The sequence below is a fragment of the Streptomyces sp. NPDC049687 genome (genome assembly GCF_044465285.1).
Classification (GTDB): Bacteria; Actinomycetota; Actinomycetes; order Streptomycetales; family Streptomycetaceae; genus Streptomyces.
Genome location: NZ_JBITLN010000018.1, coordinates 20,214 through 40,526, shown reverse-complemented (window position 1 = coordinate 40,526; position 20,313 = coordinate 20,214). Strand labels below are relative to the sequence as shown.

General features: G+C 70.3%; 15 protein-coding genes. 8 read left to right on the top strand and 7 right to left on the bottom strand.

Annotation, left to right across the window (positions count from 1 at the left end; all coding sequences use genetic code 11):
- Nucleotides 1-110: 110 nt before the first annotated feature.
- Nucleotides 111-617 (top strand): MarR family winged helix-turn-helix transcriptional regulator, encoded by a 507-nt coding sequence (locus tag ACIBVL_RS37615; RefSeq protein ID WP_399104749.1) that lies wholly within the window; start codon nucleotides 111-113, stop codon nucleotides 615-617.
- On the opposite strand, the gene ACIBVL_RS37610 is transcribed toward ACIBVL_RS37615, so the two are convergent.
- Entirely contained in the window at nucleotides 556-2,088 is a 1,533-nt protein-coding gene (locus ACIBVL_RS37610; RefSeq protein ID WP_399104747.1) for a glycosyltransferase family 39 protein, read from the bottom strand. The two genes, ACIBVL_RS37615 and ACIBVL_RS37610, sit on opposite strands and share 62 nt — an antisense overlap.
- 91 nt (nucleotides 2,089-2,179) lie before the next feature.
- Here ACIBVL_RS37610 and ACIBVL_RS37605 point away from each other — a divergent pair, with 91 nt between their 5' ends.
- The 3 genes from ACIBVL_RS37605 to ACIBVL_RS37595 all read left to right on the top strand — a co-directional run bounded on the left by ACIBVL_RS37605 (nucleotide 2,180) and on the right by ACIBVL_RS37595 (nucleotide 5,461).
- On the top strand, nucleotides 2,180-3,424 hold the full coding sequence (locus ACIBVL_RS37605; RefSeq protein ID WP_399104745.1) for a glycosyltransferase family 87 protein: 1,245 nt from the start codon (nucleotides 2,180-2,182) through the stop codon (nucleotides 3,422-3,424).
- A gap of 82 nt (nucleotides 3,425-3,506) precedes the next feature.
- On the top strand, nucleotides 3,507-4,487 hold the full coding sequence (galE, locus tag ACIBVL_RS37600; RefSeq protein WP_399104743.1) for a UDP-glucose 4-epimerase GalE: 981 nt from the start codon (nucleotides 3,507-3,509) through the stop codon (nucleotides 4,485-4,487).
- Nucleotides 4,488-4,531: 44 nt separating this feature from the next.
- On the top strand, nucleotides 4,532-5,461 hold the full coding sequence (locus ACIBVL_RS37595; RefSeq protein ID WP_399104741.1) for an ADP-ribosylglycohydrolase family protein: 930 nt from the start codon (nucleotides 4,532-4,534) through the stop codon (nucleotides 5,459-5,461).
- Between the two features lie 10 nt (nucleotides 5,462-5,471).
- Here ACIBVL_RS37595 and ACIBVL_RS37590 read toward each other — a convergent pair whose 3' ends face one another.
- Nucleotides 5,472-6,116, bottom strand: coding sequence for a response regulator (locus ACIBVL_RS37590; RefSeq protein ID WP_399104739.1), 645 nt, complete (start codon nucleotides 6,114-6,116; stop codon nucleotides 5,472-5,474).
- A 58-nt stretch (nucleotides 6,117-6,174) separates the two neighbouring features.
- On the bottom strand, nucleotides 6,175-6,822 hold the full coding sequence (locus ACIBVL_RS37585; RefSeq protein WP_399104737.1) for a TetR/AcrR family transcriptional regulator: 648 nt from the start codon (nucleotides 6,820-6,822) through the stop codon (nucleotides 6,175-6,177).
- A gap of 173 nt (nucleotides 6,823-6,995) precedes the next feature.
- On the opposite strand from ACIBVL_RS37585, the gene ACIBVL_RS37580 reads away from it, so the two are divergent.
- Both ACIBVL_RS37580 and ACIBVL_RS37575 read left to right on the top strand, forming a co-directional pair.
- Nucleotides 6,996-7,913: an ABC transporter permease gene (locus tag ACIBVL_RS37580; protein ID WP_399104735.1), complete on the top strand. Its 918-nt coding sequence runs from the start codon at nucleotides 6,996-6,998 to the stop codon at nucleotides 7,911-7,913.
- On the top strand, nucleotides 7,906-8,778 hold the full coding sequence (locus tag ACIBVL_RS37575) for an ABC transporter ATP-binding protein (protein ID WP_399104733.1): 873 nt from the start codon (nucleotides 7,906-7,908) through the stop codon (nucleotides 8,776-8,778). The genes ACIBVL_RS37580 and ACIBVL_RS37575 overlap by 8 nt, the downstream gene beginning before the upstream one ends.
- Before the next feature lie 153 nt (nucleotides 8,779-8,931).
- Here ACIBVL_RS37575 and ACIBVL_RS37570 read toward each other — a convergent pair whose 3' ends face one another.
- Nucleotides 8,932-13,887 carry an NAD-glutamate dehydrogenase gene (locus tag ACIBVL_RS37570; RefSeq protein ID WP_399104731.1) on the bottom strand — a complete coding sequence of 1,652 codons (4,956 nt, stop codon included), beginning with the start codon at nucleotides 13,885-13,887 and terminating at the stop codon, nucleotides 8,932-8,934.
- A 590-nt stretch (nucleotides 13,888-14,477) separates the two neighbouring features.
- Here ACIBVL_RS37570 and ACIBVL_RS37565 point away from each other — a divergent pair.
- Entirely contained in the window at nucleotides 14,478-15,044 is a 567-nt protein-coding gene (locus tag ACIBVL_RS37565) for a DJ-1/PfpI family protein (protein WP_399104729.1), read from the top strand.
- 58 nt (nucleotides 15,045-15,102) lie between these two features.
- Here the strand turns inward: ACIBVL_RS37565 and ACIBVL_RS37560 are convergent, their stop codons facing one another.
- Both ACIBVL_RS37560 and ACIBVL_RS37555 read right to left on the bottom strand, forming a co-directional pair.
- On the bottom strand, nucleotides 15,103-15,771 hold the full coding sequence (locus ACIBVL_RS37560) for an HAD family hydrolase (protein WP_399104727.1): 669 nt from the start codon (nucleotides 15,769-15,771) through the stop codon (nucleotides 15,103-15,105).
- An 89-nt stretch (nucleotides 15,772-15,860) separates the two neighbouring features.
- A complete protein-coding gene (locus ACIBVL_RS37555; protein WP_399104725.1) occupies nucleotides 15,861-16,376 on the bottom strand; it encodes a DUF6912 family protein in 516 nt (171 codons plus the stop codon).
- A gap of 327 nt (nucleotides 16,377-16,703) precedes the next feature.
- Between ACIBVL_RS37555 and ACIBVL_RS37550 the strand changes: the two genes are divergently transcribed.
- On the top strand, nucleotides 16,704-17,237 hold the full coding sequence (locus ACIBVL_RS37550) for an Rv3235 family protein (RefSeq protein ID WP_399104723.1): 534 nt from the start codon (nucleotides 16,704-16,706) through the stop codon (nucleotides 17,235-17,237).
- A gap of 180 nt (nucleotides 17,238-17,417) precedes the next feature.
- Here ACIBVL_RS37550 and secA read toward each other — a convergent pair whose 3' ends face one another.
- Nucleotides 17,418-20,231 carry a preprotein translocase subunit SecA gene (gene secA, locus ACIBVL_RS37545; RefSeq protein WP_399104721.1) on the bottom strand — a complete coding sequence of 938 codons (2,814 nt, stop codon included), beginning with the start codon at nucleotides 20,229-20,231 and terminating at the stop codon, nucleotides 17,418-17,420.
- Between the last annotated feature and the right edge of the window lie 82 nt (nucleotides 20,232-20,313).

Sequence of the window (20,313 nt, the reverse complement as noted above, 5' to 3'; positions counted from 1 at the left end):
GGGGGTGGCCGGCCCGGACGCTCAGCGCATCCGGGCCGCTCACGGAGATAATTAGAGCACACAATTCAGTTGTGCACAACTAAATGGCTCGCTAGAGCTACTCTGGAGGCATGACCCCGACGTCGACCTCCGCCCCCTCACCCGCCGCCTCGGAGAACTGGCTGCGCCTGGACCGCCAGATCTGCTTCTCCCTGCACGCCGCCTCGCGTGCCTTCAACGGCGTCTACCGCGTGATCCTCAAGGAACTCGGCCTGACCTACCCCCAGTACCTGGTCATGCTGGTCCTGTGGGAGCACGGCGAGCTGCCCGTGAAGAAGCTCGGCGAGCATCTGCGCCTGGACTCCGGCACGCTCTCCCCGCTGCTCAAGCGGCTGGAGTCGGCGGGTCTGGTGAGCCGGGAGCGCAGCACGCACGACGAGCGCTCGGTGGAGATCCGGCTCACCGAGGAGGGGGTCGCGCTGCGGGAGCGGGCGCTGCAGGTGCCGCGCCGGATCGCTTCGGCGACCGGGTTCGACCTGGAGGAGATCAGCGAGCTTCGGGAGCGCCTCGACAAACTCACGGTCGCGCTGGACGCGGCCGCGCTGGAGGAGACGCGGGGGACGCCGGGGAGCCGGTAGGCGGGCGGCGCGTGTACAGGCGCACGGTGATGCCCTCACGCACGAACTCGCGCCTGGGCACGCTCGGCACGAAGTCCTCCGTCACGACGGTCAGCTTGACCCGCTCGGTCGGATTGCGCGGACGCCACGGGGAACGCAGGGCGTACGGCTCGGCGAACACCCAGAGCCGGTCCAGCGCGAGCAGACGGCGGCGCAGCTCGGCGGCGCCCCGCTCCCGGCCGTAGAGCGTGCCCGAGGCGGGTCCGGGAGTCTTCAACGCCACGTCCCTCATGTTCCCGAAGCCCTGCGGGTAGGTGACCGCCGCGCGCCGCCCGATGGTCGGCAGGAACACCACGGCGTCCCCCGGCCGCAGCTCGCGCGCGGCCAGCGCGGAGACGGCGGCGAGGGTGTCGGGGCGGGTGCGCAGGGTGCGGTCCTGGCGGTGGAGGGGCAGGTGTTGGGTGAACGCGAGGGCGATGGCGAGAGTCCCCGCGAGCGCCCCCGCCGAGGGCGTGAACCAGTCCCTCGCGCTCAGCAGGCGGTCCGCACCCGCCGCCGCCAGCAGTGGCGCCCCCGCGAGGGCGTACAGCACATACCGGTCGTCGTACATCGGCCGCAGCTGGGAGACGACGAGAAGGGTCAGCGGAGGCACGACCGCCCACGGCAGAGCCACCGAGGCCACGGTCAGCCGGCGGGGCCCCGGCACGGCGACGAGCGCGAGGACCAGGCAGGTCCAGAAAACCAACCCGCTCGGCCCGAAGAAGGCGTGCAGCAGCCGCTCCGCACTGCCGAGCCCCGGCCGCGGCAGCCACGCCACCTGGCCGGCCTGGGCCTTCGACACCAGGGCGAGCGGGACCAGGGCGAACACGGCCGCGCCTGCCGCGCCGGCCCACCGAAGCCAGGCCCCCCTTGCCACGCGCGCGTGCAGGAGCGTCAGCGCGTGCGCGAGCACCAGCAGCGCGGCGAACTCGTGCAGCAGACAGGTCAGCGCGAGGACTACGCCGTAGGGCCACCAGGAGCGCCCCTGGAGCGCCCGGACCAGCAGCAGGGTCGTCCCGGCCGCGCCCGCGCCGACGAGGGCGTACGAGCGGCCCTCCTGCGCGTAGTGGCCCACCAGCGGGGTCGCGGCGTACAGCAGGCCCGCCCAGAGGCCGACGCGCGGCCGGGCCAGCCGTACGCCGAGGGCCGCGACCAGGCCCGCGGTGGCGGCCGCCGCACAGACGGACGGCAGCCGCAGGACCGCCTCGCCCGGGCGGACGGCGAGGACCGCGTGCATGAGGAGGTAGTACAGACCGTGCACGGCGTCCACACCGTGCAGCAGCCGCCAGATCTCCGGCACCGAGCGGCGCGCGACCTGGAAGGTGACCGCCTCGTCACGCCACATGCCCCCGCGGTCGAGCCCCCAGAGACCGAGCGCGAGCATCACCCCGGCGGGGACGCCGGCCGCCACGGCTGCCGCATGCCCCGCCCGCCCCTTGTTCGCGATGTTCACGGCACCATTTTGTGAGATTTAGTACCGCTTCTTGGCTATTGACGGAGTATCTGAACTAAAGAGGCATTCGAGCGGCTTACCATCCGCCGTCATGGAACGTCGTCGTCTTCTCCTCGCCCTCGCCGCCGCCTGGCTGGCCACCCGCGCCCTGATGCTGTGGCTGCTCGCCCATGACTCCCTGGGGATTCTGGGCGGACGGGTGGGCCGGGAGGTGTGGCGTCTGTACCACCACTGGTACGGCGTCCTGGCGCACGGCGCCTTCCCCGCACACGACACGCTGTGGCAGTACCCGCCGGGCGCCGGTGTGGTCCTGCTGTCGCCGGGACTGCTGCCGTGGTGGACGTACTTCCAGGCGTTCGTCGCCCTCACGGTCCTCTCGGACGCGGTGATCGCGTTCGCGCTGGCCCGCGCGGGCACCCGCCCCGGCCGGACCCTGGCCGGGGCGGCGGTCTGGGTCGGCGGGCTGCCCCTGCTGGTCCGCGTCCCCTTCGCGCGCTACGACGTCCAGGTCACGGCGCTCGCCGTGGTCTCCCTGCTGGCGCTGTCCCGCTCCACACGCGTGTGCGGGGCGTTCGCGGCCCTGGGGACACTGGTGAAGGTGTGGCCGGCGCTGGTGCTGGTGGGCGTCCAGCGCGGGCGCGACACCCGGTCGGTGTGGGCCTCGGTGGCGCTGACCGGGACCTCGCTGCTCCTGCTGCTGGTGTTCGTGTTCCGCAACCCGCTCGCCTTCCTGCTCCAGCAGGGCGGCAGGGGCGTGCAGATCGAGTCCCTGGGCGGCACCCTGCTCTCGCTCGCGACGCACGCCGGCTGGCCGGGCAAGGTCCACTACCGGTACGGCGCGATGGAGTTCACCGGCCCGTACGTCTCGACCGTGGCCCACACCTCGCTGGCCCTCACCGCCGTCGCCTTCGGCCTGCTGCTGCTGTGGCGGATCCGCGCCCGCCACTGGACCGAGGCCGTGCCGTACGACGCCGCCCTGAGCGCCGTCCTGCTGTTCACCGTGACCAGCCGGGTCATCAGCCCGCAGTACATGATCTGGCTGGTGGGCCTGGCCGCGGTCTGCCTGACCTCCCGGCACACCACCCAGCGTCCCGTGGCCACGCTGATCCTGGCGTCGACCGCGCTCAGCGCCGTGATCTTCCCGGTGAAGTACGGCGAGGTCATCGAGTGCAGTTGGACCGGCACCGGGCTGATGGTCCTGCGCAACGGGATGCTGCTCCTGGCGGCCGCGCTGTCCTTCGCACGCCTGTGGCGCACGAGCACGGTGCGTGCGCCACAGGACACGGGGAGTTATCCACAGGCCCTGCGCGAGAGCCGTGCGCCTGCTTCACTGTGAGACGACGTCATTGCGGCAATTGTCCGCGGACCGACTGGGTGACGGAACCGACCGGGTTACCGACGAGGGGGAGGGCCGCTCCATGACCTGGCTGATCACCGGCGGCGCCGGATACATCGGGGCACACGTCGTACGCGCCATGACGCGTGCGGGCGAGCGGACGGTGGTGTACGACGATCTGTCGACCGGTATCGCCGCGCGCGTACCGGCCGGGGTTCCCCTGGTCGCGGGCTCGACACTGGAAGGGGAGCGGGTCGCCCGCGCCCTCGCCGAGCACCGGGTCACCGGGGTCGTCCACCTGGCGGCGAAGAAGCAGGTCGGCGAGTCGGTGGACCGGCCCCTGCACTACTACCGGGAGAACGTGGAGGGGCTCAGAGTCCTGCTGGAGGCGGTCACCGCGGCCGGAGTGCCGTCCTTCGTGTTCTCCTCCTCGGCCGCCGTGTACGGCATGCCGGACGTCGACCTGGTCACCGAGGACACCCCCTGCCTGCCGATGTCGCCGTACGGCGAGACGAAGCTGGCCGGCGAGTGGCTGGTCCGCGCGACGAACCGGGCCACGGGCCTGTCCACGGCCTCCTTGCGCTACTTCAACGTGGCCGGGGCGGCCTCCCCGGAGCTTGCCGACACCGGCGTCTTCAACCTCGTCCCGATGGTCTTCGAGAAGCTCACGGAGAACGCGCCGCCGCTCGTCTTCGGCGACGACTACCCGACGCCCGACGGCACCTGTGTGCGCGACTACATCCACGTCGTCGACCTGGCCGAGGCCCATGTGGCCGCGGCCCGCGCCCTCCAGGCCTCCCCCGGCCGCGAGCTCACCCTCAACATCGGCCGCGGGGAGGGCGTCTCGGTCCGGGAGATGATCGACCGCGTCAACGCCGTCACCGGATACGACCGGCCCCCCACGGTCGCCCCGCGCCGCCCCGGCGACCCGGCCCGCGTGGTCGCCGCCGCCGACCGCGTCGCGGCCGAGCTGGGCTGGAAGGCCGGACACGACGTCCATGACATGATCACCTCGGCCTGGGAGGGCTGGGTACGACTACATCCACAGGCGGCTCGGGCGTAGGCGGGGCCGGGGGAGCGAGTGTGGCGGTCTCATGGAGTGACGCGGTGATCGATTTCGCACGTGCCGTCGGCTGTGTCGTCGGGTCCGCCGTGGGTGACGCGCTGGGGGCGCCCTTCGAGTTCGGCCCGGAACGTGCCTTCTCGGCCCGGTTCCCGGCCACGGGGCACGGGGGCGAGATGTGCGGGGGCGGAGGCTGGGAGCCGGGCGAGGCGACCGACGACACGCAGATGGCCGTACTCGTCGGCGAGTCCCTGCTGGAGTGCGGCGGTCTGGAACCGGCCGACGTCTTCCGCCGGTTCACCCGCTGGGCGGCGGCCGGCCCCAAGGACATCGGCCTGCAGACCGAGGCGGTGCTGAGCAGCGGGGACCCCTGGGACACGGCCGCCGCGCTGCACTTCCAGGTGAGCCAACGGGCGGCGGGGAACGGTGCGTTGATGCGGGCGGCCACCTCCGCCGTGCACTTCGCGTCCCAGGACCGCTCCGCCACCATGGACGCGGCCCGTCGGCTCGCCGCCCTCACCCACGGGGACCGCGCCGCCTGGGAGGGCACGGCCGTCTTCCACGAGCTCGTCCGCGTCGCGCTGACCGGCGCCGACCCACTGGCCGCGCTCCCGGACACCCTGGCCGAGGTCCACCCCGACCACCGCGAGCGCTACGCCACCGTCCTCGCCCCCGACTGGCACCCGGACCTGGCGACCGAGTTCAACGGCGCGGTCTGGCCCTGTCTCGGCTCCGCCGTCTGGGCGCTGCGCACGACCTCCTCCTACGAGGAGGCCGTCCGCGCCGCCGTCGACCTCGGCGGCGACACCGACACGGTCGCGGCGGTCACCGGCGGGCTGGCCGGAGCGGTGTACGGCATCGACGGCGTGCCGCGGCGCTGGACGGCCGCCGTGCACGTACCGCTGCCGGGGTGGGGCGACCGGGTCCTGCGCCTGCCCGGCCTCACCGAGCTGGCGCGGCGGCTGGCCGCCTGAGGCGGATGGTCTACGCGTTGTTGAGGTACGCCAGCACGGCCAGCACCCGGCGGTGGCCGCTGTCGCTCGGCGGCAGGCCCAGTTTCAGGAACACATTGCCGATGTGCTTGCTGACCGACCGTTCCGTGATGACGAGCGTGGTGGCGATGGTGGTGTTGTCGCGGCCCTCGGCCATCAGCTTGAGCACCTCGCGCTCGCGCGGGGTGAGCTGGTCCAGCGGGGAGTCCTTGCGGCGTGTCATCAGCTCGGTGACGACCTCGGGGTCCAGCGCGGTACCGCCGCCCGCGACCCGGTCCAGGGCGTCGAGGAACTCGTCGACCCGGCCGACGCGGTCCTTCAGCAGATAGCCGACGCCGCTCGCGCCACCGCCGAGCAGTTCGGCCGCGTAGGACTCCTCGACGTACTGGGAGAGCACCAGCACCGGCAGGCCGGGGATCTTCTCACGGGCCTCCAGGGCGGCCCGCAGCCCCTCGTCACGGAAGCCCGGCGGCATCCGCACATCGAGCACGGCCACGTCGGGGCGGTGCTCCAGCAGCGCCGGAAGGATCTCGGGGCCGGTGGCGACGACGGACGCGACCTCGTGCCCCGCCGACGTCAGCAACAGGACGAGGCCCTCTCTGAGCAGGGCGTTGTCCTCGGCTATCACGACTCTCATGCCACCTCGACTCCCGTCGACCCGGTCGACTCCCGTCATGGCGCCCGGAGTTCTCCGCTCACAGCGCCTTGATCGCCTCGGCGGTCGCCCGCGCCAGCGCGCCCAGGTACCCCTTGGGCAGCTTCGGGCTGCGGATCACCACCGAACGCCAGTAAAGCGGACCGGAGATCAGATCGAGTGCCAGCTCGTCGTCCAGGCCCATACGGACCTCGCCGCGCTGCTCCGCCGCCGCCACGATCTTCAGCGCGACCCCTTCCTGGCCCTCCCGCAGCGCCTTCTGCAGGGCCTCGGCGATCTCCGGGTTGCGGGCCGCCTCGGCCTGCAGATCCGGGATGACCTGCGAGGCGACGGGGTGCCTGAGCGCGCGCGACGTCACCTCGTACAACATCCGCAGGTCACCCTCCAGACTGCCCGTCTCCGGGGCCGGCAGGCCCTGCACCGCGAGCGCCGAGACGAGGTCGAGGACCAGGTGCAGCTTGGAGCGCCAGCGCCGGTACACCGCGGTCTTGCCCACGCCGGCGCGCCGGGCGATGCCCTCGATGGACATCCGCGCGTAGCCGACGGTGGCGAGCTCCTCGAACACGGCCGCCCGAATGGCTTCCGTCACATCCTCGCGGAGCACGGCCGCGCCCGCGGGAGCCCGGCGGCGCGGCTTCGCCTGCCGTTCATCGGCGTTCGTCGCGTTCGTCGTCATGCCGACCAGCATAGGGCGTTACGACGAAACGGTTGCGTTCCGACGTCCACTGGGCCTACGCTCACGTTGCGACGATACGGTCCCGTCCCGACGTAAGAAAACGTGAAGAGAAGCGTAAGAGAACACCGGGCGACGGCGGCACGACCGGCCCCTTGCCCCCCACCCCCCGAGTGAAAGCAGCGGATGTGAGCCAGGTACTCCACACACCGCCCACGACACAGGCCGCACCCCACGACGACCTCGCGGCCCTCGCCGCCCGTCACGGGCTCACGGTCAGCGGTGCCCGCCCCTCCCTGCCCCAGTACGTCCGTCAGCTGTGGGCACGCCGCCACTTCATCACCGCCTTCGCCACCGCCAAGCTCACCTCGCAGTACAGCGACGCGAAGCTGGGCCAGATCTGGCAGGTGATGACCCCGCTGCTGAACGCGGCCGTCTACTACTTCATCTTCGGCCTGCTGCTGGGGACCAAGAAGGGCGTCCCGGACTACATCCCCTTCCTGGTCACGGGCGTGTTCGTGTGGACGTTCACGCAGAGCTCGATCATGTCGGGCACCCGGGCCATCTCCGGCAACCTCGGCCTGGTGCGGGCCCTGCACTTCCCGCGGGCCGCACTGCCGCTCTCGTACTGTCTGCAGCAACTCCAGCAGCTGCTGTTCTCGATGGCCGCGCTGCTGGTCATCCTGTTCGTCATGGGCGTACCCCCGGCGCTCTCCTGGGTACTGGTGATCCCGGTCCTCACCCTGCAGTTCGTCTTCAACGCGGGCGTGTCGATGATCCTGGCCCGCGCGGGGGCGAAGACCCCCGACATCGCCCAGCTGATGCCGTTCGTGCTGCGCACCTGGATGTACGTGTCCGGTGTGATGTGGAGCATCGACAAGCTGCTCAGCAAGCACACCGACTGGCCGGCCTGGGTCACGGACGTGCTGCGCGCCAACCCGGCCGCCGTCTACATCGATCTGATGCGCTTCGCGCTGATCGACAGCTTCCACGCCGACCAGCTGCCGCCCCACGTGTGGGCGTGGGCGGCCGGCTGGGCGCTGGTCGCCGGCGTCGGCGGCTTCACCTACTTCTGGAAGGCTGAGGAGACGTACGGCCGTGGCTGACAAGGCACACCCCATCGAGCCCCTCGACGAGCGGGCCCCCACCGTCATCGCCGACGGCGTCGACATCGTCTACCGGGTCAACGGCACCGGCGGCGGCCGAGGCTCCGCGACGGCGGCCCTCAACCGCATCCTGCGCCGCAAGCAGACCGAGAAGGCCGCGGGCACCCGTCTGGTGCACGCGGTGAAGAACGTCTCCTTCGTCGCCTACAAGGGCGAGGCCATCGGCCTGATCGGCACCAACGGCTCCGGCAAGTCGACCCTGCTCAAGGCGGTCGCAGGCCTGCTGCCGGTGGAGAACGGCCGTATCTACACCGACGGCCAGCCCTCCCTCCTCGGCGTCAACGCGGCCCTGATGGGCGACCTGACCGGCGAGCGCAACGTCTACCTCGGCGGCCTCGCCATGGGCATGTCCCGGGAGCAGATCAAGGAGCGCTACCAGCACATCGTCGAGTTCTCCGGCATCAACGACAAGGGCGACTTCATCTCCCTGCCCATGCGCACCTACTCCTCCGGCATGGGCTCGCGGCTGCGCTTCTCCATCGCCGCCGCCAAGGACCACGACGTCCTGCTCATCGACGAGGCCCTGGCCACCGGTGACGCGCTGTTCCGCAAGCGCTCGGCGGACCGCATCCGTGAGATGCGCGAGCACGCCGGCACCGTCTTCCTGGTCAGCCACAGCAACAGCTCGATCCGCGAGACCTGCGAACGCGTGCTGTGGCTGGAGCGCGGCGAGCTGAGGATGGACGGCCCCACGGAGGAGGTCCTGGACGCGTACGAGGCGTTCAGCGGGGAACAGAAGGCCAAGAAGAAGCCCGCTCCCAAGAAGCCCGCCCCGAAGCCGGCCGCGGCGACGACGACGGCCTGATCGGGACGCCGCACGAAAGACGGTCTGATCAGGACAGCACACGGAAAGGGCGCCCCCGACCACTCGGGAGGCGCCCTTCCTCCTGTTCTCAGATGGTGACGGATGCGTCCGCCGGTGACGGATGCGTCCGCCGGTCACGCATCCCTTCGCCGGTCACGAATGCGTCCGCAGCAGGGTCCGCATGGTGCGCATCGCCACCGACAGATTGGCCAGGTCGAACGTCTCCGAGCTCTGGATCTCCTCCAGCGTCGTGCGCGCCCGGCCGAGGATCGCCGCGTTCTTCTCCTCCCAGGCCTTGAACCGCTGCTCGGGCGTCGAGGTGCCGTTGCCGACGGCCAGGACGTCCGCGGTCAGCGCCGCATGGGCCGCGTACAGGTCCTCGCGGATGGAGGCGCGGGCCATGGACTGCCAGCGGTCGGCACGCGGCAGCTCGATGATGCGGTCCATCAGCTGGGTGATGCGCAGCCGGTCGGCGAGGTCGTAGTAGACCTCGGCGACGTCCAGCGGGTCCTTGCCCATGCGGTCGGCCACCGACACGATGTCCAGCGCCGGGAAGACCGACGAGAACCCGGCCACCCGGGAGGCGAGCTCGTCCGGCACGCCGGCTCCGGACAACTCGTCGTAGATCTTCTGCCACCACTCCAGGTCCGCGCCGCGCAGCAGCTTGGTCAGCTGCGACCAGACCTGTTCGACGCGTTCGGCGAAGAAGTCGACGGTCTCGGCCAGTTGCAGCGGCTGCGGCCGGTTGTTGAGCAACCAGCGCGTGCCGCGCTCGACGAGCCGGCGCGAGTGCAGCCGGATCCGGGTCTGCACGGCCGCCCCGACCGTGTTGTCGAGCTCCTCGACCGCGTCCCACACCGGCGCCGAGCGGAAGATCGCCCGGGCCGCGGTCTGCGCCCGCACGATCTCCTCCAGCGAGGCACCGGTCTCCTCGCGCAGACGGTGCAGATACGTCGTACCGCCCGTGTTGACCGTGTCGTTGACCAGCACGGTCGTGGTGATCTCGCGGCGCAGCGGGTGGTTGTCGATGTACCCGGGGAACGTCTCGCGCAGCGCGGTCGGGAAGTAGGCGTACAGCAGACCGCGCAGATACGGGTCGTCGGGCAGCGAGGTGTGCAGCAGCTCGTCCGAGACCGTGATCTTCGTGTACGCCATCAGGACGGCCGTCTCCGGACCCGTCAGGCCGTGTCCGGCTCCGAGGCGTTCGCGGATCTGACGGTCGGTCGGCAGGAACTCCAGCGCCCGGTCCAGATGGCCCTCACGGACCAGGTGACGGATGAAGCGCTGCTGGGCGTGGAGCATGTCCTTGGACTGGGCGAGGGCGTTGGCGATCGCCACGTTCTGCGCGTAGTTGTTGCGCAGGACGAGCCCGCCGACCTCGTCGGTCATCTCCGCGAGCAGCTTGTTGCGCTGCTTGACGGTCATGTCGCCGTCGGTGACCAGGCCGTTGAGCAGGATCTTGATGTTCACCTCGTGGTCGGAGGTGTCCACGCCCGCGCTGTTGTCGATGGCGTCGGTGTTGATCCTGCCGCCGAGGCGGGCGAACTCGATCCGGCCGAGCTGGGTCAGGCCCAGGTTGCCGCCCTCGCCGACGACCTTGACGCGCAGGTCCTGGCCGTCGACGCGGATCGGGTCGTTGGCCTTGTCGCCGACGTCGGCGTTCGACTCCGTGCTGGCCTTGACGTACGTACCGATGCCGCCGTTCCACAACAGGTCCACCGGCGCCGACAGGATCGCCTTCATCAGGTCGGCCGGGGTCAGCTTGGTGACGCCCGCCTCGATGCCGAGGGCCTCGCGGATGTGCGCGTTGACCGGGATCGCCTTCGCCGTACGGGGGAAGACACCGCCGCCGGAGGAGATGAGATCGCTGTTGTAGTCGGCCCAGCTCGACCTGGGCAGCTCGAACAGGCGGCGGCGCTCGGCGTAGGAGGTCGCCGCGTCCGGGTGGGGGTCGATGAAGATGTGCCGGTGGTCGAAGGCGGCGACCAGGCGGATGTGCTCGGAGAGCAGCATGCCGTTGCCGAACACGTCACCGGACATGTCCCCGATGCCGACGACCGTGAAGTCCTCGACCTGCGTGTTCACGCCCAGCTCGCGGAAGTGCCGCTTGACGGACTCCCAGGCGCCGCGGGCGGTGATGCCCATCGCCTTGTGGTCGTAACCGGCGCTGCCGCCGGAGGCGAAGGCGTCCCCGAGCCAGAAGTTGTACGACTCGGCGACCTCGTTGGCGATGTCGGAGAACGTCGCCGTGCCCTTGTCGGCCGCGACCACCAGGTAGGTGTCGTCCTCGTCGTGCCGTACGACGTCGGCCGGCGGCACGACCTCCCCGGCGACCATGTTGTCGGTGATGTCGAGCAGCGCCGAGATGAACGTCCTGTAGCTGGCGATGCCCTCGGCGAGCCACGCGTCACGGTCGGCACCCGGGTCGGGCAGCTGCTTGGCGACGAAGCCGCCCTTGGCGCCGACGGGCACGATGACGGTGTTCTTCACCATCTGCGCCTTGACCAGCCCGAGGATCTCGGTCCGGAAGTCCTCCCTGCGGTCCGACCAGCGCAGCCCGCCTCGCGCGACCTTCCCGAACCGCAGGTGCACACCCTCCACCCGGGGCGAGTACACCCAGATCTCGAAGGCGGGCCGGGGCGCCGGCAGATCGGGGATCGCCTGCGGGTCGAACTTCATCGACACGTACGCGTGCGGCGTGCCGTCCGCGGTCTTCTGGAAGAAGTTGGTGCGCAGGGTCGCCTTGATGACGGTGAGGAAGGACCGCAGGATCCGGTCCTCGTCGAGCGAGGCCACCTGGTCGAGCGCGGCCTCCAGCTCCTCCAGCAGCGCGTCGACGATCTCGAGCCCGGCACGCTGCCGGCCGGGCGACATCCGCGCCTCGAACAGCGACACGAGCAGCCGGGTGGTGTGGACGTTCGTGCGGAGGGTGTCCTCCATGTAGTCCTGGCTGAACGTGGAACCGGCCTGGCGCAGGTACTTGGCGTACGCGCGCAGCACCATCGCCTGCCGCCAGTTCAGCCCGGCACCCAGCACCAGCGCGTTGAACCCGTCGTTCTCCGCCTTGCCGGTCCAGGTCGCGGCGAACGCCTCCTGGAACCGCTCACGCCCGTCGTCCCCGAGCAGGTCGGTCGTGCCGCCGCCCAGGGCCTTGGGGATGCGCAGGCCGAAGTCGTAGATCCAGGCGACGCTGCGATCGGTGCGGCGCAGCTCGTACGGCCGCTCGTCGATCACCTCGACACCGAGTCGGTTCAGCACCGGCAGCACGGCCGACAGGGAGATCGCGTCGCCCTTGCGGTAGATCTTGAAGCGGCGCTCGTCGGGCGCGGCACCCACCGGCTCGTACAGGCTGAGCGAGAAGCTCTGCTCCTCCGTGAGCCGTTCGAGGTGGACGAGGTCGGCGACCGCGGCCCGTGGGCTGTGGTCCGCCTTGTAGCCCTCGGTGAAGGCGTTGTTGTAGCGGCGCAGCAGCTCGGCGGTGCGCTCCTCGCCCAGCTCGGCGTTGAGCGCCTCGGCGAAGGCGTCGGTCCAGGACCGCGCCGCCTCGACGAGCCGCGCCTCGATGCGGTCCTTGTCGGCCTCCGACAGCTCGGGCAGCTCGGTGCCCTGCGGGACACGGACGACGAAGTGCAGCCGGGACAGGATCGACTCGGTGTTCCAGGCGGTGAAGTCGACGCTGGTCCCGCCCAGTTCCTCCTTGAGGATGTCGATGATCCGCAGCCGGACGCCGGTGGTGTAGCGGTCGCGGGGCAGGTAGACGAGCGCGGAGTAGTAGCGGCCGTACTCGTCCTGCCGCAGGTAGAGCCGCAGCCGCCGCCGCTCCTGCAGATACAGCACGGAGGTGACGATCGAGCGCAGCTCGTCCACCGGGGTCTGGAAGAGCTCGTCGCGCGGATACGTCTCCATGATCTGGAGCAGATCGCGCCCGTCGTGGCTGTTGGGCGAGAACCCGGCGCCTCTGAGGACGGCGTCGACCTTGCGCCGGACGACGGGCACCCGCAGCACGGACTCGGTGTAGGCGGCGGAGGAGAACAGCCCGAGGAACCGCCGCTCCCCCACGACGTTCCCGTCGGCGTCGAACTTCTTCACCCCGACGTAGTCGAGATAGGACGGCCGGTGCACGGTGGCCCGGCTGTTCGCCTTGGTGAGGACGAGCAGCTTGTGCTCACGGGCCTTGGCGCGGGCGTCGGCGGGGAGCCGCTCGAAGGAGGGGCTGACGGGGTGGGTGTCACCGTCGGCGTGATGCGGGTCGGCCCGCAGTATCCCCAGCCCGGTGCCCGGTACCGCGGCGAGGGAGTCGTCCTCCCGCAGCTGGTACTCCCGGTACCCCAGGAAGGTGAAGTGATCGGCGGCGAGCCAGCGCAGCAGCTCGCGGGCTTCCTCGACGTCGGGCGAGGCGAGGTCCCCGGGCCTGGGCTCGTCGGGGAGACCGTCGGCGATACGCAGGGCCGAGTCCCGCATCTTCTCCCAGTCCTCGACGGCCTCACGGACGTCGGAGAGCACCCTCAGCAGATCGTGGGTGATCTGCTTGAGGTCCGCCCGGTCGGTCTCCCGGTCCATCTCGACATGGATCCAGGACTCGACGTGCGCGTCGTGTGGGAGGTCGCCGGTGGCGGGCGGGGCGCCCAGCACCTCGATGAGCTTGCCGGTCACATCGCGCCGCACCGCGACCTGCGGGTGAATGACGAGGTGGATGCCCCGCCCCTGCCGGGTCAGTTCATTGGTGACGGAGTCGACGAGGAAGGGCATGTCGTCGGTGACGACTTCGACGACCGAGTGGCTGCAGGTCCAGCCGTTCTCCTCGACGGTCGGCGTGTGGACCCGGACGTTGGCGGTCCCCTGTGGCCGGTTCTCGGCGAGCCGGTAGTGGGAGAGCGCGGCCCCGAAGACATCGACCGGGTCGCGGTCGTTGAGGTCGTCCGGAGCGGTGTGCAGGTAGTAACGCTGCAGGAACGCGAGGAGGGCGTCATGGTCCGGGGTGCCCGGCGTGCCTGACGTGCCCTCGCCCGTCGTCCCAGTCGGTAGGTGCCCCCCGACCGGGCTGTTCTCAGCGACCCGCGCCGCCCTCTCGAGCAGCTCGGCCTTGGCTTCGTCCAGCTTGGTCTGCATTGTCCTCTGACTCCTGTCGCGCGCCGTTGCGTGACGTAGAAGGAAGTACGGTCTCTTCCCCTGCGGCTCGACGCCACGGCCCGGGGTCTCCGGTCTGTTCCGACGCTATGCCGCAAGGTGAGATGAGCGGGGGATAATCAGCCATTCTCGACACCACTCCGAGGTGTGACGCTGCTCTCCGCGCCGCGCTCTCCCCGGACCCGTACGGCGTCCCGGCGCCCCTGGCGCCCCGGCCCCACCCGCGAAAACCAGCGTCCGCCGCCCGGCCGCGGAGATGGTCCGCACGCACCGGGCGCAGGGCAGGGACAACCGCACCCCCGCGAAATATCGCGCTGATCACGCCACTAAGGCTATCGCTCCTCACCGGGGGCCCGTCATGAGCCGTATGTGTACAAAACAGGGGGTCGAACTTTGACGTTCTGCACAGGGGCGGGGAGGGGGGTGGCGTGCGGGGGTCGTCCGGGCGGAGGGGCAGGAGTCGACGTCGGCCCCCGCCCCGAGGGACCCTGAAAGCGCCCCCACCTCTTGGCAAGGCCGCCCGCCGGAGGCACGTTGCCAAGGACAGCGCCCGCTTGGGAGGAGCCGCCCACATGTCCGCGAAAGTCCTCATCGTCACCGGCGACGCAGCGGAATCCCTGGAAGTCCTCTACCCCTACCAACGCCTGCGCGAGGAAGGCTACGAGGTCCACATCGCCGCCCCCACCCGCAAGAAGCTCCAGTTCGTCGTCCACGACTTCGAACCCGGTTTCGACACCTACACCGAGAAACCGGGCTACACCTGGCCCGCCGACCTCGCCTTCTCCGAGGTCGACCCCGGCCAGTACGCCGCCGTCGTCATCCCTGGAGGCCGTGCCCCCGAATACCTGCGCAACGACCCCGAACTCCGCAAGATCCTCAAGTCGTTCTTCGACGCCGACAAACCGGTCGCCCAGATCTGCCACGGCCCCCTGCTCACCGCCGCCGCAGACGCCCTGCGCGGCCGCCGCGTCACCGCCTATCCCGCCCTGGAGATCGACATGCAGTCGGCCGGCGCCACCTTCCAGGACACCGAGGCGGTGGTCGACGGCACTCTCGTCTCCTCCCGGGCCTGGCCCGACCACCCGGCCTGGATGCGCGAATTCCTGACGATCCTGCGCGCGAAGGCCCCGGCGATGTGACCCGCCCCCACAGGTGCGGCGTCCCCAGGACGCCGCACCCCGCTCACCTCGACACCCCTCAGGCGGCGAGCCACTCCGCCATCTCCACCGCCTCGGCCAGGGAATCCACCACCGGCACCCCCACCCCTTCCAGACTGGCCCGGCTGTGCGATCCTCCGGTGTAGAGCACGGCCCGCGCCCCCGCGTGCAGCGCGGCCACCGCGTCATCGGCCGCGTCCCCGATCACCACCGTCCGCGCCGGCTCCACCTCCTGCAGCGCCGCGAGATGCCGCACCATGTGCTCCGCCTTGCTTCCGCCGGACGGCCCGACCCGCCCGTCGACCCGCACGAAATGCGGTTCGATCCCGAACCCCCGCACCACCGGAATCAGTTCCTCATGCACGTACATGCTCAGCAGGGACTGGCTGTGCCCCGCCGACCGCCACCCCGCCAGCAGCTCCACCGCCCCGTCGGTGAGCGCGCACCGCGCCCGGTGCTGCGCGTAGTACCGGTGGAAGGCCTCGTCCATGACCTCCCACTCGGCGTCGGTGGGCAGCCGCCCCATCAACCGCTCGTAGAACTTCGGCACCGGCACGCAGTACAGCGCCCGGTAGCGCTCGAGTGTGAGGGGCTCCAGCCCCAGCTCTGCGAACGCCGCGTTCGTCGCCCCGATGATCGCGTCGTTGTCGTTGAGCAGCGTCCCGTTCCAGTCCCAGACGATGTGCGCCGCCACCTGCTGCTTCCCCATACCGGCAAACGTACCCGCCGCCACCGACAATCAAGTGCCGAAGCCGACCGCACAACCGCCGCACCGCCCGCGCGCCGGCCTGCGGGGCGTCAGCTCCCGGCCCCCACCAGGTTGGGGATCTCCTGCGTGGCGAACCACAGCAGCTCATGGTCCTCGGCCCCGTCCACCACGAACTGCGCGTCGTCGTCCCCGCCGTCCGCCGCCGCGAGCGCCTCCGCCGCCGCGGACACGTCCGCCTCCGCGTCCCCGGCGTCGACATGCACCGCGGCCGCCTTCGCCAGCAGCACGCCCCCCGACACCCGCACCTCACCGAGCGCCGCCGGATCCAGTCCCCGGTCGGGGTCGGCCACGGCCGCGCGGTCGGGTACGTCGACGGCGACCACGACCCGTCGGCGCGGCGCGGCCGGGTCCGCCGCGAGCAGCCGCAGCGAGGCGAGCGCGGCCCGGCTGAGCGCCGCGTACTCCAGCTCCTCGATGTCGTCGGACAGGTACCACTCGCGCAACGCGGGCGTGACGGCGTACGCGACGAGCGGCCCGGACCCCAGCTCCCCCGTCTTGTGCGCCTCGGCGAGGCCGGAGAGGGTCAGGGGGACGTAGACGCGCATGGCTGGCCGCTCTTTCGTCGTCGGTTCCGGGGCCGGAGGCTCCGCTCGAAGGACCTTCAGGATACGTGCGGGTGTCCCCTTTCGGGCCTCTGCCCGCACCCCGGAACGTGTCCACCCGACGCCCCGGAATTCACCCCCCGCACCCCTCCCGCCGGGACTTTTCCCTCCCTCGATCACCCTGATAGGTGAATCACCCCCGCCTTCACCGGAAACTCTCCGCTTCCTTGCCCTCACCCTCCGCAACCCCGTACAAGATCGACCACGGCAAGTTACCGCCCGGTAGAACCCGGGGCCGTCGACCCCTCAAGCCGATCGAACGGGGACACGATGAACAAGGTCATGACGAGGATGCAGCACACCCCCGGCACCCGCCCTCCCGGCCGCCGCGACACCCGCCGCCCCACAGGCACCCCACCCCGCACCCGACAGACACGCCCGACCCCACCGGCCCCCACCCCGGCCAAGCCCCGGCCCACCACCCCCGCAGCCATCCCGAGCCCCCACCGCCCACCGGCCCAGCCCCGCCCCACCGACCTCTTCGCCGACCGCCTCCTCGCCGTCCTCAGCGGCCGACGCCCCGTCCACTCCATGCTCCGCCACACCCTGGGCCGCGCCTACGACGACCTCGCCCACCTCGCCGAACGCGGCCCCCTGCGCACCGCCCACGGCATCAGCCCGACCGTCCGGGACATCGGCTACTACGTCCCCCGCCCCGGCGCCATCGAGGCCTTCGCCCGCATCGGCACCGGCGACCGCCTGCGCGCCATGGCCTTCCGCCTGGAACTCGGCACCGACCGCCGCTGGCGCTGCACCGCCGTAGAGGTGGGAGGCCCCCGCAGGCCCGACACCCACGACGACTGACCGACCCGCGCGGCTCCGGGCAGAACCTCCCAGACCGCCCACCGACGCGCCACGACCGCCCGCCACGCCTCACCCGTCTCATGCCAGAGGGCCGGGCCACCGCAAGGTGACCCGGCCCTCACAACGCCACGCACTCCACGACACCATCACCCCCGGCGACGACCCCGCGGACCCGCACCGCTACTTCTTACGGCGCCGCCCGGCCTTCGCCTGCTTACGACGCTCCGCGCGCGTCAGACCGTCCGCCTCGGAACGGACCGGCTCGTCGTCCGCGTCGAATTCGCCCTCGACGGTGCCGCCCTCACCGTCCACGGTGGGCGCGGAGAAGTGCAGGTTCCGCCGCTGCGGAGCGTCCAGCCCCTTGGCGCGGATCTCCGGACGCGCGCCCGCCTGCGCCGGCACCACGTCCTGCTTCTCCAGATCCACCGGCTCGGCGTCCTCGACCGGAACCTCCTCGACCTGCTGCTCCACCTGGACCTCCAGGTTGAACAGGTAGCCGACGGACTCCTCCTTGATGCCGTCCATCATCGCGGAGAACATGTCGAAGCCCTCACGCTGGTACTCGACCAGCGGGTCCTTCTGCGCCATCGCGCGCAGGCCGATGCCCTCCTGGAGGTAGTCCATCTCATAGAGGTGCTCACGCCACTTGCGGTCCAGAACCGACAGCACGACCCGGCGCTCCAGCTCACGCATGATCTCCGAGCCGAGCTGCGCCTCACGCGCCTCGTACTGCTCGTGGATGTCGTCCTTGATGGACTCGGAGATGAACTCGGCGGTCAGACCGGCACGGTCACCGGCCGCCTCCTCCAGCTCGTCCACGGTGATCTTCACCGGATACAGCTGCTTGAACGCGCCCCACAGCCGGTCCAGGTCCCAGTCCTCTGGGAAGCCCTCGGCGGTCTCCGCGGAGACGTACGCGTCGATCGTGTCGTCCATGAAGTGATGGATCTGCTCCTGCAGGTCCTCACCCTCCAGAACGCGGCGCCGCTCGCCGTAGATGACCTCACGCTGGCGGTTGAGGACCTCGTCGTACTTCAGAACGTTCTTACGGGTCTCGAAGTTCTGCTGCTCGACCTGCGACTGCGCGGACGCGATCGCACGCGTGACCATCTTGTTCTCGATCGGCACGTCGTCGGGCACGTTCGCCATCGACATCACCCGCTCGACCATCTGCGCCTTGAACAGACGCATCAGATCGTCACCCAGCGACAGATAGAAACGGGACTCGCCCGGGTCGCCCTGACGGCCGGAACGACCGCGCAGCTGGTTGTCGATACGACGCGACTCGTGCCGCTCGGTGCCCAGTACGTACAGGCCGCCGAGCTCCTCGACCTCTTCCTTCTCGGCCTTGACGGCCTGCTCGGCCTTCTCCAGGGCGGCGGGCAGAGCCTGCGCCCACTCCTCGATGTGCTCCTCGGGGTCGAGGCCGCGCTGCCGCAGCTCCGCCTCCGCGAGATCCTCGGGGTTGCCGCCGAGCTTGATGTCCGTACCACGGCCGGCCATGTTGGTGGCCACCGTCACCGCGCCCTTGCGGCCGGCCTGCGCGACGATCGACGCCTCACGCTCGTGGTGCTTGGCGTTCAGCACCTCGTGCTGGATACCGCGCTTGGAGAGCTGCTGCGAGAGGTACTCCGACTTCTCGACGGACGTCGTGCCGACCAGGATCGGCTGACCCTTCTCGTGCTTCTCCGCGATGTCGTCGACGACCGCCTCGAACTTCGCGACCTCGGTGCGGTAGATCAGGTCCGACTGGTCCTTGCGGACCATCGGCTTGTTCGTCGGGATCGGGACCACACCGAGCTTGTAGATCTGGTGGAACTCGGCGGCCTCGGTCATCGCCGTACCGGTCATGCCGGAGAGCTTGCCGTAGAGGCGGAAGAAGTTCTGCAGGGTGATCGTGGCAAGGGTCTGGTTCTCGTCCTTGATGTCCACCCCTTCCTTCGCCTCGATCGCCTGGTGCATGCCCTCGTTGTAGCGGCGGCCGGCGAGGATACGACCCGTGTGCTCGTCGACGATCATGACCTCGCCGTCGATGACGACGTAGTCCTTGTCCTTCTTGAACAGTTCCTTCGCCTTGATGGCGTTGTTCAGATAACCCACGAGCGGCGTGTTCACCGACTCGTACAGGTTGTCGATGCCCAGCCAGTCCTCGACCTTGGAGACACCGGCCTCGTGGATCGCGACCGTGCGCTTCTTCTCGTCGACGTCGTAGTCGCCGGTCTCCTCGAGGCCCTTCAGCGGGTTGCCCGCCTCGCCCTTCTTCAGGCGCGTGACCAGCTTGGCGAAGTCGCCGTACCACTTGGTGGCCTGGTCGGCCGGACCGGAGATGATCAGCGGCGTACGGGCCTCGTCCACCAGGATGGAGTCGACCTCGTCGACGATGGCGAAGTTGTGGCCGCGCTGGACGAGCTCGTCCTTGGACCACGCCATGTTGTCGCGCAGGTAGTCGAAACCGAACTCGTTGTTCGTGCCGTACGTGATGTCGCACTGGTACTGCTCACGGCGCTGGGCCGGCGTCATGTTCGCCAGGATGCAGCCGACGCTCAGCCCGAGGAACCGGTGGACACGGCCCATCATCTCGGAGTCACGCTCGGCCAGATAGTCGTTCACCGTGATCAGATGCACGCCGTCGCCCGAAATCGCGTTGAGATACGCGGGCAGCGTGCCGACGAGCGTCTTGCCCTCACCGGTCTTCATCTCGGCGACATAGCCGAGGTGCAGGGCGGCACCACCCATGAGCTGCACGTCGTAGTGACGCTGGCCCAGAACGCGCTTGGCGGCCTCACGCACCGTGGCGAACGCCTCGGGCAGCAGGTCGTCCAGGCTCTCACCGTCGGCGTACCGCTGCTTGTACTCATCGGTGAGGGCCCGCAGCTCGGCGTCGGAGAGGTCGACGAAGTCCTCTTCGATGGAGTTGACCTGGTCCGCGATGCGGTGCAGCTTGCGCAGGATTTTGCCTTCGCCTGCACGCATGATCTTCGAGAGGACGGACACGGGGGTTGGTCTCCTTGCCGGTCGGGCCTAGGACGGTCGGTTTCCCATTTGACTTACTGAGCAACGGCCATCGTATGCGAGG